The organism is Burkholderia sp. LA-2-3-30-S1-D2, from assembly GCF_001523915.2.
GTDB classification, from domain to species: domain Bacteria; phylum Pseudomonadota; class Gammaproteobacteria; order Burkholderiales; family Burkholderiaceae; genus Burkholderia; species Burkholderia diffusa.
The window spans coordinates 2457546-2471603 of sequence record NZ_CP013384.1 but is presented as its reverse complement, the minus strand read 5'-3'; the positions used below and the strand labels follow the sequence as shown (position 1 = coordinate 2471603).

The window sequence follows — 14058 nt, the reverse complement described above, 5'->3', positions numbered from 1 at the left end:
TGCTCAGTGTTTTGTAAGTCGGATGGCACGCGATGTAACAAAACCTGTCCATCGCGCGCCGTTGTCATCCGGTCGCAATGCGCACGTCAAGCGGACGTAAGCCAGTCGTCGAAAATCTGCTGTCCCGGCACGGTGACGCGCAGCACGCGCGGCCGCACAGTGCGCTCGATCCAGCCGTGCGCGCAGAAGCTGTCGAGCAGTGCCGCGCCCAGCGCGCCGCCGAGATGCGGGCGGCGCTCGCTCCAGTCGAGGCAGCGGCATGCGAAACGGCGGCGGCGCGAGCGTTGCTGTGCGACGTCGATGCCCCAGCGCCCGAGCGCCTGCGTGCCGAGTTCGGTGGCTTCGATCGCATCGCCGTCCGCCTGCAGCCAGCCGCGTGCGGTGAGCCCGTCGAAGATGCGGACCGCGAGCTCGCCGGCCATATGGTCGTAGCAGGTGCGCGCGTAGCGCAGTTCGGCCGGCACCGTGCGCGACGGCGGCGGCACCGGACGGTTCGGCGCGGCCGCGCGGGCCACGTTCGCGAGTGCCTCGAGCGACGCCGCGATGTCGACCGACGCGAGCCGGTAGTAGCGGTGCCGGCCACGCACGTCGAGCGCGAGCAGGCCACCTTCGGTCAGGCGCGCAAGGTGCGCGCTCGCCGCGGAAGGCGACAGCCCCGCGATCATCGTCAGTTCGCCGGCCGGCCGTGCGCTGCCGTCCATCAGCACCCACAGCATCGCGGCACGGCCGGGATCGGCGATCAGTGCGCCGATCCGGCTCAGGCCTGGAAAGTGGTGGTCGTCTTGATCGGTCATCGTCGTGTCTCGTCAGGCGGAATGCCTGCAGTGTAGGCGCTGCGCGCATTCGATGTTTCGCGTTCGGATGAAATGTCAGATGCGGCGGGGCGGTGTGCGACGCGCGGTTGCCGGCTGCGCGCGTAGAATGGCCCGACGCGGCGGCAGTGGGCCGCCGGATGCGACACGATGCAACGATGAAGACGATTTTCTGCCTGTTGGCGGCCGCGTTCCTCTGCGCGGCCTGTGCGCAGGGCGGTGCGGGTGCCGCCGGCGCGCGGGGCGGCAGCCTCGAGATGTACGGGACGATCGACCAGGGCATCACGGTGCGTCGCTGACGGGCGCCAGCTTGCGGTGCCGATGCCGGCTCAGTGCGCGGGTGGGCGTGCCGTCGCTGCGGCGCGGCGGGCACCGCGACGGGTTGCCGCAGTGCAACGTATAATGCGCCGATTGCAGTGCCCCCGCCGCCTGGAGCTACCACGATGTCCCAACCGTCCCCCGTACCGGCCGCCCTCGACCGCACCGAAACCGTATTCCGCTTCCTCGCCGAGCCGTCGTCCGTGAACTTCGGCGGCAAGGTGCATGGCGGCGCGCTGATGAAGTGGATCGACGAGGTCGCGTATGCGTGTGCGGCGGTCTGGTCGAGCCGCTATTGCGTGACGGTCAGCGTCGGCAACATCCGCTTCCAGCGGCCGATCCTCGTTGGCAACCTGGTCGAACTGAAGGCGCGCGTCGTCGCGACGGGGCGCACCAGCATGCACATCCATGTGTCCGTGCACGCCGGCGATCCGAAGGGCGGCGTACTGCGCCAGACGACCGATTGCCTCGTCGTGTTCGTCGCGGTCGATGAGAACGGCAACCCGGTGCCGGTGCCGCCGTTCGTGCCCGAGACCGACGAACAGAAGGTGCTCGCAAAATATGCGGCCGACGTGCGCGCCGCGCTCGACAAGATCGTCGAGATGAAGCCCGAGGAAGTGGCGAAGGGCACCGTCTGACGACAACGGGCGCCGCGCATGCGTGCCGCGCCCGTCATCGCGTCGCCTCCCCGCGATTACCGCGATCCGATCATCTCTTCGGGGCGCACCCACGCGTCGAATTCCGCCTCGGTCAGGTAGCCGAGCGCGAGCGCGGCGGCTTTCAGCGTCGTGCCTTCCTTGTGCGCCTTCTTCGCGATCTGCGCGGCCTTGTCGTAGCCGATGTGCGGATTGAGCGCCGTCACGAGCATCAGCGATTCGTTCAGCAGCAGGTCGATGCGCGCGCGATTCGGCTCGATGCCCACCGCGCAGTGGTCGTTGAAGCTCTGCGCGCCGTCGGCGAGCAGCCGCACCGACTGCAGCACGTTGTGCGCGATCATCGGCCGGAACACGTTCAGCTCGAAATTGCCGCTGGCGCCGCCGACGTTGACCGCGACGTCGTTGCCGAACACCTGGCAGCACAGCATCGTCACGGCTTCCGACTGCGTCGGGTTCACCTTGCCCGGCATGATCGAGCTGCCCGGTTCGTTTTCCGGAATCGACAGTTCGCCGAGCCCGCAGCGCGGCCCGCTCGCAAGCCAGCGGACGTCGTTGGCGATCTTCATCAGGCCGGCCGCGACCGTCTTCAGCGCGCCGTGCGCGAACACCAGCGCGTCGGCGGCCGCCATCACCTCGAACTTGCTCGGGGCGGTCACGAACGGCAGCTTCGTCAGCCGGCCGATCTCGTCGGCCACGCGCACCGCGAACTCCGGATGCGCGTTCAGCCCGGTGCCGACGGCGGTGCCGCCGAGCGCGAGTTCGTACAGGTGCGGCAGCGCGGATTCGACGTGCCGGACGCTCTGGTCGAGCTGCGCGACGTAGCCGGAAAACTCCTGCCCGAGCGTGAGCGGCGTCGCGTCCTGCAGGTGCGTGCGGCCGATCTTCACGATGTCGGCGAAAGCCTTCGACTTCGCGTCGAGCGTCGCGCGCAGCGTGCGCAGCGCGGGCAGCAGGTGGTTGACGATCGCGTAGGCGGCCGCGACATGCATCGCGGTCGGGAACACGTCGTTCGACGACTGGCCGCGGTTCACGTCGTCGTTCGGGTGGACCTTGCGTGCTTCGCCGCGCTCGCCGCCGAGCAGCTCGCTCGCCCGGTTCGCGATCACCTCGTTGAGGTTCATGTTGGTCTGCGTGCCGGAGCCCGTCTGCCAGACCGCGAGCGGGAATTCGCGCGGATGCTTGCCCGCGATGATCTCGTCGGCCGCGTCGATGATCGCGCGCGCCTTTTCGTCGGCCAGCACGCCGAGCGACTGGTTCACGGCGGCCGCGGCACGCTTGACGATCGCGAGCGCGCGGATCAGCTCGGGCGACTGCTTCTCCGTCGAGATCCGGAAATTCTGCAGCGAGCGTTCCGTCTGCGCGCCCCAGAGCCGGTTGGCCGGCACGGCGATCTCGCCGAACGTGTCGCGTTCCATCCGAACTGCTTCGTTCATGATGCACTCCTCTTGGGAAGGGGAAAAGCCGCGGTTCGCGCGGCGTCTGGCGTATCGTGAGGCAATCGCGCCGCTGGCGCGGCGTCCTGGGTCTTCAACCGACAAGCATAGCGCCGGCTGCGATTTTGCGTCGTGCCGAGCTCAACGCGTCGCAGCGACGAGCGACGAGGTCTTCCGGTGAAAGCGCCAGGCCATCAGCACGGCGACGCTCGCGAGGCCGGCCGCGAGCCCCCACCACAGGCCGCGAGCGCCGAGGCCGGCATGGAATGCCAGCCAGTAACCGGTCGGGAAACCGATGCCCCAGTAGCCGAAGGTCGCCGCGAGCATCGGGATGCGCGTGTCCCGCAGTCCGCGCAGTGCGCCCGACCCGACGGTCTGCATGCCGTCGACGATCTGGAACACCGCGGCGATGCCGAGGAGCGATGCGGCCAGCGACACGGTCGCCGCGTTGGCCGGGTCGTCGAGTTGCAGATACAGGCCGACGATCGCATGCGGCGCGACGATCAGCACGAGCCCCGACAGCGACATGAACGCGACGCCGAGGCCGAGCGCGACGAAACCCGCATGTCGCGCGGCGACCGGCTGGCCGGCGCCGACCCAGTAGCCGACCCGGACGTTGGCGGCCTGGCCGATCGCGAGCGGCACCATGAACGCGACCGACGCGACGTTCAGCGCGATCTGATGCGCGGCAAGCGACGTCGCGCCGAGCACGCCGATGGTGAGACCCGTGGCGAGAAAGAGCGTCGATTCGACCCCGTACGTGATCGCCACCGGCCAGCCGATGCCGATCAGCTCGCCCATCAAGGGCAGTTTCGGACGGGCGGCGGTCACGAAATGGCGGAACCGCTGGCGGCCGTGCAGCAGCCAGATCAGCGCGAGCGCGGTGAGCCAGATGGTGATGGTCGTCGCGACCGCCGAGCCGAGGAAGCCGAGCCGCGGCAAGCCGAATGCGCCGTGGATCAGCCCGTAGTTCAGCACGCCGTTGATGCCGACGCCGCCGATCGAAACCCACAGCAGGCGTCGTGCGGCGCCGATCGCCGGCAGGAATGCGCGCATCAGTCCGACGCCGATCAGGCTGCCGAGCGCCGCGAACCGCAGAATGCCGGTGTACTCGCCGACGTGATGCGCGAGCGTCGGCGGCTCGTGGAACATCAGCAGGATCGGTTCGGACAGCGACAGCGCGACGATCGCCGGAATCGCGAGCAGCACGGACAGCACGAAGCCGGTCCAGTAGATGTGCGGCACGCGGTGTTCCGCCTGCGCGCCGCGCGCATGCGCGACGCTCACGCTGACCGACGAGAGCACGCCCTGCAGGACGGTCACGATGACGAAGAAGAAGTTCGCGCCGAGGCCGCCCGCCGCGAGCGAATCGGGGCCGAGCGAGCCGAGCAGTACCGTGTCGGTGACGCTCATCGCCATCTGCGAGAGCTGCGCGATCGCAAGCGGCGCGGCGAGGCGCGCGGTATCGGCGGCATGACTGGACAGGGACGGCGGCGCGGCGGCCGTCCGCGTAAGACCGGAATGCGACATGGAATGAGCGCTCGCGCGGGTGCGGGCCCGCACTGTCTGTATTTATTTTGAGAGACGGCTAGCTTACGGCTTTATTCGAACGGTGTCGAACGCGCGCGCCGATGGCCATGTCACGGTCAGGGGGAACCGCTACGCGTCGTGAACCGCGATCCGCGTGTCGCCGAACAGCACGACCTGACCCGCGCGGATCTTGCAGGTCTTGCGCAGTTCGACCACGCCGTCGACTTTCACCGCGCCGGACGCGACGAACATCTTCGCCGTGCCGCCGCTGTCCGCGAGGCCGGTGATCTTGAGAAGGTTGTGCAGCTCGACGTATTCGCCGGTCAGCGTGAAATCCAGATTGGGCATGACGAAGGATGCGCGCGATGCGCGGGAGGAATCGCCCCGCATCATACGGCACCGAGGGCCGGCGCGCGAGTGCGGACGGTCGTGCAGGCCCGCGCGCAGCAGTTGTTAAGGACTGTGAGCGATTCGTCAGCAAATGAAACGGTGGGTAACAGTCTGAGAGATTGGAGAACCGGACGTGCGGCCTGCGGGTCTTTCGTCGTACCTGCTGCGTGTTGCGGCGGGGGACGCGACGGATCGCATCGAGGCGGTCCGCGCCCACAACTTCTTGAGGAGGATTCTCATGTCCAAGATTCGTACGATGCTGATCGGTGCCGCGCTGACGGCGTTCGCCACTTCGGCCGCATTCGCGCAGACGGGCGTCGCGGCACAGGGCACCGCAGGTGCCGGCGTGCAGGCGCAGGCGCCGGCAGCAGGCGCTGGCGCTGGCATGCAGGGTGGTGCCGGCGCGAACGCGTCGGGCAATGCGGTCGGCGGCGCGACCGACGCGGTCGGTGCGGCAGCAGACGGCGCGAAGGACACGGCGGCGTCGTCGGTCCACTCGGCCAAGAAGCACGCGAAGCACGCGGCGAAGTCGGCCAAGCATCATGCCGGCTCGGCGAAGTCGAAGATGGGCGCGTCGGCCGGCGTGCAGGGCGGTGCATCGGCCACGGGCGCCGCGCAGTAAGCGGCCCCCGACGTCGCATGACGTTCGCCCCGGACGGCGCGTCGTGACGGCGATCGATCGACGGCCCGGTTCGCTTCGCGCGAACCGGGCCGTTCTTCATGCGTGGACGCGGGCCGTCATGGTCGGTGCTGTTCCGGCCCCGGTCCGTGCGCCGGCCGTGCGGCGGACGGCGTGAATACGCTGCGCAGCCATGCGGCAAGCCGCGCGAATACGTCGTACGGCTCGTCGACGAAGATTTCGGGCTTCAGCAGCCGCAGGTATTCCATGATCTGCTGCGCTTCCTGTTTCTGGAACGAACCGTGCGCGAGCCCGAGCCGCAGCAGGCCGCGCAGTTCGCCGAGCTTGTCGCGCGCGGCGCTGCCGACGCTCATCTCGCACGCGAGCTTGGCCTCGTAGACGCGCTGGCGCAGCGATTCCGCAAGCCGCCATGCGGGCGTCTGCATCGTTTCCTCGAGCGTCTGGATGTCGTGCACAGCGCCCTTGATCTGCGCGGCGAGCGGATCGACGAGCGACGCGTCGCCCTGCGCTTCGGCGACGATCGCCTTGGCCCAGTCGCGGCATGCCTTCGCGAGCTCGTCGGGGGTCCATTCGGAGCGCGACGCGAAGCCGAAGCCGAATTCGCCCGCCTGCCGCATCAGGATCGCGACGACGTCCGGAAATTCCTTGTCGAGCGTGCGCTTCGCCCACGCGTACTGGCCGCCCTCGAGCATCCGCTGCACGGCATGCTCGGTCAGCGGCACCATGTTGTCGAGCAGCTTGGCGCGCAGGAAATCCTCGAACGACGGCGTCGCGAACTGCGGGTCGAGTTTCAGCGACACGCGCACGAATGCGTCGTAGTCCTTGCGCAGGGACGCAAGCGTGTCGTCTTTGAGGGAAAGGGTGATCTGGCCCATGAATCGTCTCGATGGCGGCCCGCGCGGGCCGGCGGCCGACACCGCGCACCGGTGCGGGCGCAGCGTCGACGGACCGGTTCGCGCCGAGGCCGATGGCGGGTCTTCATACCCGATATCGGCGCGCCGGGCGAAAACTTGAGCACGGCCGGCGACGTTCGCTCAGGCCGGCAGCCAGTGCGGCATCACGATCCCTTGCCAGAAGAAGAACACCGCGAGCCCGACCGCGATCGTCACGAGCGGCCGGCGTGTCGTCGCCGACACGGCCACGGCGGCGAGCGCGCCGACGAGCTGCGGATTGCGCCAGGTCAATTCGGCCGTGCCCCCGTGCGGCGAGACGGTCATCGGCACGATGATCGCGGTCAGCACGGTGACGGGCACGAAGCCGAGCGCGGTCCGCACGAGCGGTGGGAAGGTCAGCCGCTCGCCGAACAGGAACAGCGTCGTCCGGATCGCATAGGTGATCACGGCCATCCCGAGGATCAGCAGCGCGTAGCTCACGATGCGGTCTCCGTGCGTGAAGCGGTGCGCGAACGCTCGTGCCGCAGCGTCAGCGCGACGCCGACCACGACGCCGGCGGCGACCGCGCCCAGCAGCCCGAGCTTGTACGGCCAGCCCTGCCAGAAGTACGCGAGCATGCCGGCCGTCGCGGCGGCCGCGAAATAGCGCAGCGTGCCGAGTTGCGGAACGACGATCGCGATGAATGTCGCCGCCATCGCGAAATCGAGGCCGAGCGACTGGAGGCCCGGGAAGGCCGCGCCGAAGCCGATGCCCGCGAGCGTCCAGACCTGCCAGTTCAGGTACATCGCGAGGCCCGAGCCGAAGAAGTAGTGGGGGCCGATTGCACCGGGCGGGAAGTGCCGGTAGTGCGCGTAGGCGACCGCGAACACTTCGTCGGTCATCAGCGCACCGAGCGTCGCGCGCCAGCGCAGCGGCAGGTGCGCGACGTACGGCGCGAGCGTCGCGCTGTACAGCAGGTGACGCAGGTTCACGATCAGCGTCGTCGCGAGCACGACGACGAAGCTTGCGCTGCCGGCGATCAGGCCGAGCGCGATGAATTGCGCGGAGCCCGCGAACACCGCGAGCGACATCAGCGCGCCGTGCCATGCGGCGAGCGGGCCGCCGCCGACCAGCGTGCCGAAGATCACGCCGAACGGCGCCGCGCCGATCATCATCGGGATCGTGTCGCGTGCGCCGTCGAGCCATTCGTTGAGCGGGCGGCGGGGCGGGGGCGAGTTTGTGGGTGTGGGATTCAAGGGGTGCGTCTCCATGAAATGCAGGATAGCGGAGCGCTGCCCGTGGCGGCTTGTACGTTCTTGCGCCCGCGGTGCCGGCGGCGCAACCTGCGTGCCGGTTGCCGCGTAATGTCGAATGCAGGGCGGGGAGTGCGCGTCAGCGCGCTTGCCAGCGTCCGGGCGGTACGCCGAACATTCGTTTGAAATGTCGCGAGAAGTGACTCTGGTCGACGAAGCCGCTGGCCGCGGCGACGTCGGCGATCGACACGCCCGCGCGCAACGGCGCCAGCGCGCGCTGCAGCCGCAGCTGGTTGCGCCATGCATGCGGCGGCATCCCGATCGTCCGGGTGAACAGGCGCGCTGCGTGGAACGGTGACAGGCCGGCAGCCTGCGCGACGTCGTCGAGCGTGACAGTGCAGGAGAGATCGGCGGCGAGCCTCTCGCGCATCGCGTCGACGCGCGGCTCGTCGGCCGCGAGCACTGCCGGCTGCAGCCGCGCGTCGGCATGGCGCGCGATCAGTGTCGACAATGCATCGAGCATCGCCGTTTCGGCGGCGAGCGGATCGTAGACGCGCGCTGCCGCGGCGGCCGGAGCGTCGGCGGCCGGCCGCTCGTGCGGATGGAGCGCCGGCATGCATTCGCTGTCGGCCTCCATCATCCGGTGGGCCAGCGCGAGCCGTGCCGCGAGATCGGCGTCGCGGATCACGTCGGACGGGAACCATGGCGCGTCCTGCGGGCGCCCCGCGATCGCGCTCGCGAGTGCGCGAATGTAGTCGACCGGCACGTAGCTCACGCGATAGCACCAGCCTTCGTCGGTCGCGCGCGAGCCCGTGTGCACTTCGCCGGGATTGATCACGGGCACGGTGCCCGTTTCGGCGACATGGCCGCTGCCGCGACACGTGTAGCGCTCGGCACCCTCGAGGATCACGGGGATCGTGTATGCATCATGCCAGTGCGGCGCGAACGTATGGTCGCGATAGGTAGCCGTGAGCAGATCCGCGCCCGGCAGCAGCGGCGTGCGCCAGTAACGTGCGGAGTCCGGAAGAAGGCGGGTGGCGGACATGGTCGGGCGCGGGGGGCGGTCGAATCGACAGTGTATCGATCGAGCGCCCGGCCGGCGCGGGCTTACTTGACCGGAATCGTCGTGCCGGCCGGCATCGGCACCGCGGTCACGGCGTTCTTCGGGCTGCCGCTGACGATGCGGTCGCTGTAGGTCAGGTAGACGAGCGTGTTGCGCTTCTTGTCGACCACGCGCACGACGTGAAGTGTCTTGAAGATGAACGACATCCGTTCGCTGAACACGTCGGTCTGCTGCTTGAGCGGCTCCTTGAAGCTGAGCGGGCCGACCTGCCGGCACGCGATCGACGCTTCGCTCGGATCCTCGGCGACGCCGAGCGTGCCCTTGATCCCGCCGGTGCGCGCCCGCGACACGTAGCAGGTGACGCCCGTCACGAGCGGATCGTCGTACGCTTCGACGACCACGCGGTCAGAGCCCGTCACGCGGAAATGGGTGTTGACGCTGCCGACTTCCTCCGCGTGCGCGAGCGGCGCGGCGGCAAAGGCGGAGAGCAGAAGGGCGAACGGCGCGGCGGAAAGGAGGCGATGCTTCATCGACGGAACCGGATGCGAATGCGGGACAGAGACTCTAGCATGCGCGGCGGTGACCGACGGGCGCCGGAAAAACAAAAGGCCCGTCGAATGACGGGCCTTTTGCTGTCTGGCTCCCCGACCTGGGCTCGAACCAGGGACCTACGGATTAACAGTCCGGCGCTCTACCGACTGAGCTATCGGGGAATAAATCGGTACATCTGCGTGCTTGTCTGGTGGCCAACAAAAAACCCGTCCACTTTCAACGGGCTCTTGCGTTTTTGGCTCCCCGACCTGGGCTCGAACCAGGGACCTACGGATTAACAGTCCGGCGCTCTACCGACTGAGCTATCGGGGAACAAACAACAACAGCAGAGAAACGAGATTTTATGGAGCGTTCGCTAACCTGTCAATACTTTTGAGCGGCGGAGTGCAAAAAATTTTGCGGCGCCGCTGCGCGATCAGCGTTCGAGCAGGTGCAGCTTGTCCTGCACGTCCTTCCACTCGTCCGCGTCGGCCGGTGCCGGCTTCGTCTTCGTGATGGACGGCCAGTTCTTCGCCAGTTCGGCGTTCAGCTCGGTGAACTGCTGCTGGTCGCCCGGAACGTCTTCTTCGGCATAGATCGCATTGGTCGGGCACTCGGCGACGCACACGGCGCAGTCGATGCACTCGTCCGGATCGATGGCGAGAAAGTTGGGACCTTCACGGAAGCAATCCACCGGGCACACATCCACGCAATCCGTGTATTTGCACTTGATGCAGCCTTCGGTCACAACGTGAGTCATTAAAACGCTCCTGCTTCGCGGTATATATGGGGTGGCGTTTGCGCCAAAAGCGGCATTGTAACTGAAGCGCAAAACCCGCATGGCGTGGTCGGCTTTCCGGCTTATATCGTTTCGTGATTAGTTTATGGGGCCGACCGTGGGCGCGGTGCGTGCGGCCGGCCGCACGACGCGGTGGGCAAGGGGGAGGCGGTTTCACGATGGTCGGGCCCGCATTCGGGTAACATGGCCGGCAGACCGGGCGGCGCGCGGTGCGCCGGGGCCGTGTCTCGATATTGGCGGTACCGCAATCATGATCATCACTTCGCTGCTCGACACGGATCTCTACAAGTTCACGATGATGCAGGTCGTCCTGCATCACTTTCCTGCCGCACACGTCGAGTACCGGTTCCGGTGCCGCACGCCCGGCGTCGATCTCGTCCCGTACATCGACGAGATCCGCGACGAGGTGCGCGGCCTGTGTTCGCTGCGCTTCACCGACGACGAACTCGACTACCTGCGGCGCATGCGCTTCATCAAGAGCGACTTCGTCGACTTCCTCGCGCTGTTCCATCTGAACGAGAAATACATCTCGATCACGCCTTCTCCGAAGGGCAACGGCGAGATCGACATCGTGATCGAGGGGCCGTGGCTGCACACGATCCTGTTCGAGATTCCGGCGCTCGCGATCGTCAACGAGGTCTATTTCCGCAACACGCAGCGCGAGCCCGACTATCGCGAAGGCCGCGAACGGCTGCGCGAGAAGATCAAGCTGCTCGGCGCGAAGCCCGAGTTCGCCGACTGCAAGATCGCCGACTATGGCACGCGCCGGCGCTTCTCGAAGGTGTGGCACGAGGAGGTCGCGCTGACGCTGCGCGACGGGCTCGGGCCGCAGTTCGCGGGCACCAGCAACGTGTTTTACGCGATGAAGCACGGCCTGACGCCGCTCGGCACGATGGCCCACGAATACCTGCAGGCCTGCCAGGCGCTCGGCCCGCGGCTGCGCGATTCACAGACCTATGGTTTCGAGATGTGGGCGAAGGAGTATCGCGGCGACCTCGGGATCGCGCTGTCGGACGTCTACGGGATGGATGCGTTCCTGAACGACTTCGACATGTACTTCTGCAAGCTGTTCGACGGCGCGCGCCACGATTCGGGCGATCCGTTCGAGTGGGGCGAGCGCATGCTGCGCCACTACGAGGCGAACCGCTGCGACCCGCGTACCAAGGTGCTCGTGTTCTCGGACGCGCTCGACATCCCGAAGGTCATGCAGCTGTACGAACGGTTCCGCAACCGCTGCAAGCTCGCGTTCGGCGTCGGCACCAACCTCACGAACGATCTCGGCTACGTGCCGCTGCAGATCGTGATCAAGATGGTCCGCTGCAACGGACAGCCGGTCGCGAAGCTGTCGGATTCGCCGGGCAAGAGCATGTGCGACGACAAGGCGTATCTCGCGTACCTGCGCCAGGTGTTCGGCATCGCGCAGCCGGTCGACGAGGACGCATCGCAGTAAGCGTCGGCCATGCGGCCAGGTGCGTCGCGGCGAGGGCGGCCGGTATAATCCGACGGTATCGCACGCCAACGTCACGAGGACCGTTCATGGACACTTCCGCTGCGCGTCGCCAGATCCTCGCACGCATTCGCGCGTCGCAACGACGCGCGCCCGAACCCGATGCAGCGGAGCGCGACGGCGTCGCCGACTACCTCGCCCGCCATCCGGAGGGGCCGCGCCCGCCGATGCCGGCCGACCTCGTCGCCGCATTCGGCGATGAAGCGGCTCGCCTCTCGACGACGGTCGACGAAGTCGCGACACTGGCCGACGCGCCGTCCGCCGCCGCCCGCTATCTTTCCGCTCACGGTCTGCCGATGCAGGCCGTCGCATGGCGCACGCTGGCCGAGCTCGACTGGGCCGGCGCCGGCCTGTCGGTCGAATGCCGCAAACCGCGCGACGGCGATCTCGTCGGCCTCACCGGCTGCTTCTGCGCAACCGCCGAAACGGGGTCGCTGGTGTTGCTGTCCGGCCCCGACACCTATGCATCGGCCGCGCTGTTGCCGGAGACGCACATCGCGATCGTGCCGGCGTCGCGGATCGTCGCGGGCCATGAAGACGCATTCGCGCTGATTCGCGCGGAGCGCGGCGAATTGCCGCGCGCGGTCAATTTCGTATCGGGCCCGTCGCGCACGGGCGATATCGAGCAGACCATCGTGCTGGGCGCGCACGGCCCGTACCGCGTTCACGTGATCGTCGTACGCGGCGCATGACGCACGCACCTGATCCATCCTCACTCGACTCACTCGCACAAGGAAGTTCTGCATGAAACGACATGCCGCCTGGGCGGGCATGGCGTCGGGAGCCGCGCTTGGCGCCGTTCCCGCGCTTGCATCGGCCGCCACGCTCGACGGTGCCACGCTGTCCGCACTCTGGGGCATCCCGTTCGCCGGGATCCTGCTGTCCATCGCGGTGTTCCCGCTCGTCGCGCCGGTGTTCTGGCATCACCACTTCGGCAAGATCGCCGCAGCGTGGGCGATCGTGTTCCTGGTCCCGTTCGCCGTCGCGTTCGGTGCGAGCACGGCGTTCGGTACGCTCGTGCACGCGCTGCTCGAGGAATACATCCCGTTCATCGTGCTGTTGACGGCGCTCTATACGGTCGCGGGCGGCATTTGCGTCAACGGCAACCTGCACGGCACGCCGAAGCTGAACACCGCGATCCTCGCGCTCGGCACGCTGCTCGCGAGCGTGATGGGCACGACGGGCGCAGCGATGCTGCTGATCCGGCCGCTGCTGCGCGCGAACGATAACCGCAAGCACGTCGTGCACGTCGTGATCTTCTTCATCTTCCTCGTCGCGAACGCGGGCGGCTCGCTGTCGCCGCTCGGCGATCCGCCGCTGTTCCTCGGTTTCCTGAATGGCGTGAGCTTCTTCTGGACGACCACGCATCTCGCGCTGCCGATGCTGTTCATCTGCGCGGTGCTGCTGACGCTTTTCTTCGTGCTCGATACGTACTTCTACCGGAAGGCCGGTGAGGAGCGGCCGGCCGCACTCGACCCGACGCCCGACGGCGGCGCGCTGTCGATCGACGGCAAGGTCAACTTCGTGCTGCTCGCGGCCGTGATCGGCCTCGTGCTGATGAGCGGCATCTGGAAGCCGGGCATCTCGTTCGACGTGTGGGGCACGCACGTCGCACTGCAGAATCTCGTGCGCGATGTCGCGCTGGTCGTCGTGGCGCTCGCGTCGCTCGCGCTGACGCCGCGCTCGGCGCGCGAAGGCAACGCGTTCAACTGGGCGCCGATCGAGGAGGTCGCGAAGCTGTTCGCGGGGATCTTCGTGACGATCGCACCGGTGATCGTGATCCTGCGCGCGGGTGCGGACGGTGCGTTCGCACAGATCGTCCATCTCGTCACGGGTCCCGACGGCAAGCCGATCGACGCGATGTATTTCTGGGCGACCGGCCTGCTGTCGTCGTTCCTCGACAACGCACCGACCTATCTCGTGTTCTTCAACCTCGCGGGCGGCGATGCGCAAGCGCTGATGACGACCGGCGCGACGACGCTCGCCGCGATTTCCGCGGGGGCGGTGTTCATGGGAGCGAACAGCTACATCGGCAATGCGCCGAACTTCATGGTGAAGGCGATCGCGGAATCGCGCGGCGTGAGGATGCCGAGCTTCTTCGCATATCTCGGCTGGGCGCTCGTGATCCTGGTACCCGTATTCCTGCTGACGTCGTGGATCTTCTTCCCGGCGTAGGCTGACGATTTTCAACCAAGCGCGGACGGCTCCGGCGGCGCACGATGTGCCGCGTGCCGGCCGCGGCATGCGGAGATGG

Annotated in this window: 16 protein-coding genes and 2 tRNA genes; 6 read left to right on the top strand and 12 right to left on the bottom strand. The window is 67.7% G+C overall.

The window, feature by feature from the left end:
• Nucleotides 1-86: 86 nt before the first annotated feature.
• Complete coding sequence (locus WS66_RS24340) at nt 87-794, bottom strand: ArsR/SmtB family transcription factor (protein ID WP_059606985.1); 708 nt, start codon at nt 792-794, stop codon at nt 87-89.
• Nucleotides 795-970: 176 nt separating this feature from the next.
• On the opposite strand from WS66_RS24340, the gene WS66_RS34150 reads away from it, so the two are divergent.
• Both WS66_RS34150 and WS66_RS24335 read left to right on the top strand, forming a co-directional pair.
• On the top strand, nt 971-1111 hold the full coding sequence (locus WS66_RS34150; RefSeq protein WP_174906966.1) for a hypothetical protein: 141 nt from the start codon (nt 971-973) through the stop codon (nt 1109-1111).
• A gap of 144 nt (nt 1112-1255) precedes the next feature.
• Entirely contained in the window at nt 1256-1768 is a 513-nt protein-coding gene (locus WS66_RS24335; protein ID WP_014897688.1) for an acyl-CoA thioesterase, read from the top strand.
• A 56-nt stretch (nt 1769-1824) separates the two neighbouring features.
• On the opposite strand, the gene fumC is transcribed toward WS66_RS24335, so the two are convergent.
• The 3 genes from fumC to WS66_RS24320 all read right to left on the bottom strand — a co-directional run bounded on the left by fumC (nt 1825) and on the right by WS66_RS24320 (nt 5097).
• A complete protein-coding gene (fumC, locus tag WS66_RS24330; protein ID WP_059606989.1) occupies nt 1825-3219 on the bottom strand; it encodes a class II fumarate hydratase in 1395 nt (464 codons plus the stop codon).
• Nucleotides 3220-3360: 141 nt separating this feature from the next.
• A complete protein-coding gene (gene norM / locus WS66_RS24325; RefSeq protein ID WP_059606990.1) occupies nt 3361-4749 on the bottom strand; it encodes a multidrug efflux MATE transporter NorM in 1389 nt (462 codons plus the stop codon).
• Nucleotides 4750-4878: 129 nt separating this feature from the next.
• Entirely contained in the window at nt 4879-5097 is a 219-nt protein-coding gene (locus WS66_RS24320; protein WP_006753074.1) for an RNA-binding S4 domain-containing protein, read from the bottom strand.
• Between the two features lie 280 nt (nt 5098-5377).
• On the opposite strand from WS66_RS24320, the gene WS66_RS24315 reads away from it, so the two are divergent.
• A complete protein-coding gene (locus WS66_RS24315; protein WP_059606992.1) occupies nt 5378-5761 on the top strand; it encodes a hypothetical protein in 384 nt (127 codons plus the stop codon).
• Nucleotides 5762-5877: 116 nt separating this feature from the next.
• On the opposite strand, the gene WS66_RS24310 is transcribed toward WS66_RS24315, so the two are convergent.
• From WS66_RS24310 to fdxA, 8 genes are all read right to left on the bottom strand, one after another.
• Nucleotides 5878-6654, bottom strand: coding sequence for a DUF4088 family protein (locus tag WS66_RS24310; protein ID WP_059606994.1), 777 nt, complete (start codon nt 6652-6654; stop codon nt 5878-5880).
• Between the two features lie 159 nt (nt 6655-6813).
• A complete protein-coding gene (locus WS66_RS24305) occupies nt 6814-7152 on the bottom strand; it encodes an AzlD domain-containing protein (RefSeq protein ID WP_059606996.1) in 339 nt (112 codons plus the stop codon).
• The gene (locus WS66_RS24300) at nt 7149-7922 is read right to left on the bottom strand and encodes an AzlC family ABC transporter permease (RefSeq protein ID WP_059606997.1); all 774 of its coding nucleotides are present in this window, start codon (nt 7920-7922) and stop codon (nt 7149-7151) included. The genes WS66_RS24305 and WS66_RS24300 overlap by 4 nt, the downstream gene beginning before the upstream one ends.
• A gap of 121 nt (nt 7923-8043) precedes the next feature.
• Nucleotides 8044-8949 (bottom strand): AraC family transcriptional regulator, encoded by a 906-nt coding sequence (locus tag WS66_RS24295; protein WP_059606999.1) that lies wholly within the window; start codon nt 8947-8949, stop codon nt 8044-8046.
• 62 nt (nt 8950-9011) lie between these two features.
• On the bottom strand, nt 9012-9497 hold the full coding sequence (locus WS66_RS24290; RefSeq protein WP_059607001.1) for a CreA family protein: 486 nt from the start codon (nt 9495-9497) through the stop codon (nt 9012-9014).
• Nucleotides 9498-9604: 107 nt separating this feature from the next.
• Nucleotides 9605-9680 (bottom strand) — tRNA-Asn (locus tag WS66_RS24285).
• A gap of 75 nt (nt 9681-9755) precedes the next feature.
• A tRNA-Asn gene (locus tag WS66_RS24280) sits at nt 9756-9831 on the bottom strand.
• Between the two features lie 103 nt (nt 9832-9934).
• Entirely contained in the window at nt 9935-10258 is a 324-nt protein-coding gene (fdxA, locus tag WS66_RS24275) for a ferredoxin FdxA (protein WP_011544919.1), read from the bottom strand.
• 289 nt (nt 10259-10547) lie between these two features.
• Between fdxA and pncB the strand changes: the two genes are divergently transcribed.
• The 3 genes from pncB to WS66_RS24255 all read left to right on the top strand — a co-directional run bounded on the left by pncB (nt 10548) and on the right by WS66_RS24255 (nt 13979).
• Complete coding sequence (gene pncB / locus WS66_RS24265; protein WP_059607002.1) at nt 10548-11747, top strand: nicotinate phosphoribosyltransferase; 1200 nt, start codon at nt 10548-10550, stop codon at nt 11745-11747.
• Between the two features lie 86 nt (nt 11748-11833).
• Nucleotides 11834-12496: a LutC/YkgG family protein gene (locus WS66_RS24260; protein ID WP_059607005.1), complete on the top strand. Its 663-nt coding sequence runs from the start codon at nt 11834-11836 to the stop codon at nt 12494-12496.
• A 52-nt stretch (nt 12497-12548) separates the two neighbouring features.
• Nucleotides 12549-13979, top strand: a complete 1431-nt coding sequence (locus WS66_RS24255) for a sodium:proton antiporter (protein ID WP_059607007.1) — start codon at nt 12549-12551, stop codon at nt 13977-13979.
• Nucleotides 13980-14058 lie beyond the last annotated feature (79 nt).

Coding starts and splice junctions, on each gene's coding strand:
- WS66_RS24290 (WP_059607001.1), bottom strand. CDS start 9,497: ATGAAGCATCGCCTCCTTTCCGCCGCGCCGTTCGCCCTTCTGCTCTCC.
- WS66_RS24315 (WP_059606992.1), top strand. CDS start 5,378: ATGTCCAAGATTCGTACGATGCTGATCGGTGCCGCGCTGACGGCGTTC.
- WS66_RS24310 (WP_059606994.1), bottom strand. CDS start 6,654: ATGGGCCAGATCACCCTTTCCCTCAAAGACGACACGCTTGCGTCCCTG.
- fumC (WP_059606989.1), bottom strand. CDS start 3,219: ATGAACGAAGCAGTTCGGATGGAACGCGACACGTTCGGCGAGATCGCC.
- pncB (WP_059607002.1), top strand. CDS start 10,548: ATGATCATCACTTCGCTGCTCGACACGGATCTCTACAAGTTCACGATG.
- WS66_RS24255 (WP_059607007.1), top strand. CDS start 12,549: ATGAAACGACATGCCGCCTGGGCGGGCATGGCGTCGGGAGCCGCGCTT.
- WS66_RS24320 (WP_006753074.1), bottom strand. CDS start 5,097: ATGCCCAATCTGGATTTCACGCTGACCGGCGAATACGTCGAGCTGCAC.
- WS66_RS24295 (WP_059606999.1), bottom strand. CDS start 8,949: ATGTCCGCCACCCGCCTTCTTCCGGACTCCGCACGTTACTGGCGCACG.
- WS66_RS24300 (WP_059606997.1), bottom strand. CDS start 7,922: ATGGAGACGCACCCCTTGAATCCCACACCCACAAACTCGCCCCCGCCC.
- WS66_RS24335 (WP_014897688.1), top strand. CDS start 1,256: ATGTCCCAACCGTCCCCCGTACCGGCCGCCCTCGACCGCACCGAAACC.
- norM (WP_059606990.1), bottom strand. CDS start 4,749: ATGTCGCATTCCGGTCTTACGCGGACGGCCGCCGCGCCGCCGTCCCTG.
- WS66_RS24340 (WP_059606985.1), bottom strand. CDS start 794: ATGACCGATCAAGACGACCACCACTTTCCAGGCCTGAGCCGGATCGGC.
- WS66_RS24260 (WP_059607005.1), top strand. CDS start 11,834: ATGGACACTTCCGCTGCGCGTCGCCAGATCCTCGCACGCATTCGCGCG.
- fdxA (WP_011544919.1), bottom strand. CDS start 10,258: ATGACTCACGTTGTGACCGAAGGCTGCATCAAGTGCAAATACACGGAT.
- WS66_RS34150 (WP_174906966.1), top strand. CDS start 971: ATGAAGACGATTTTCTGCCTGTTGGCGGCCGCGTTCCTCTGCGCGGCC.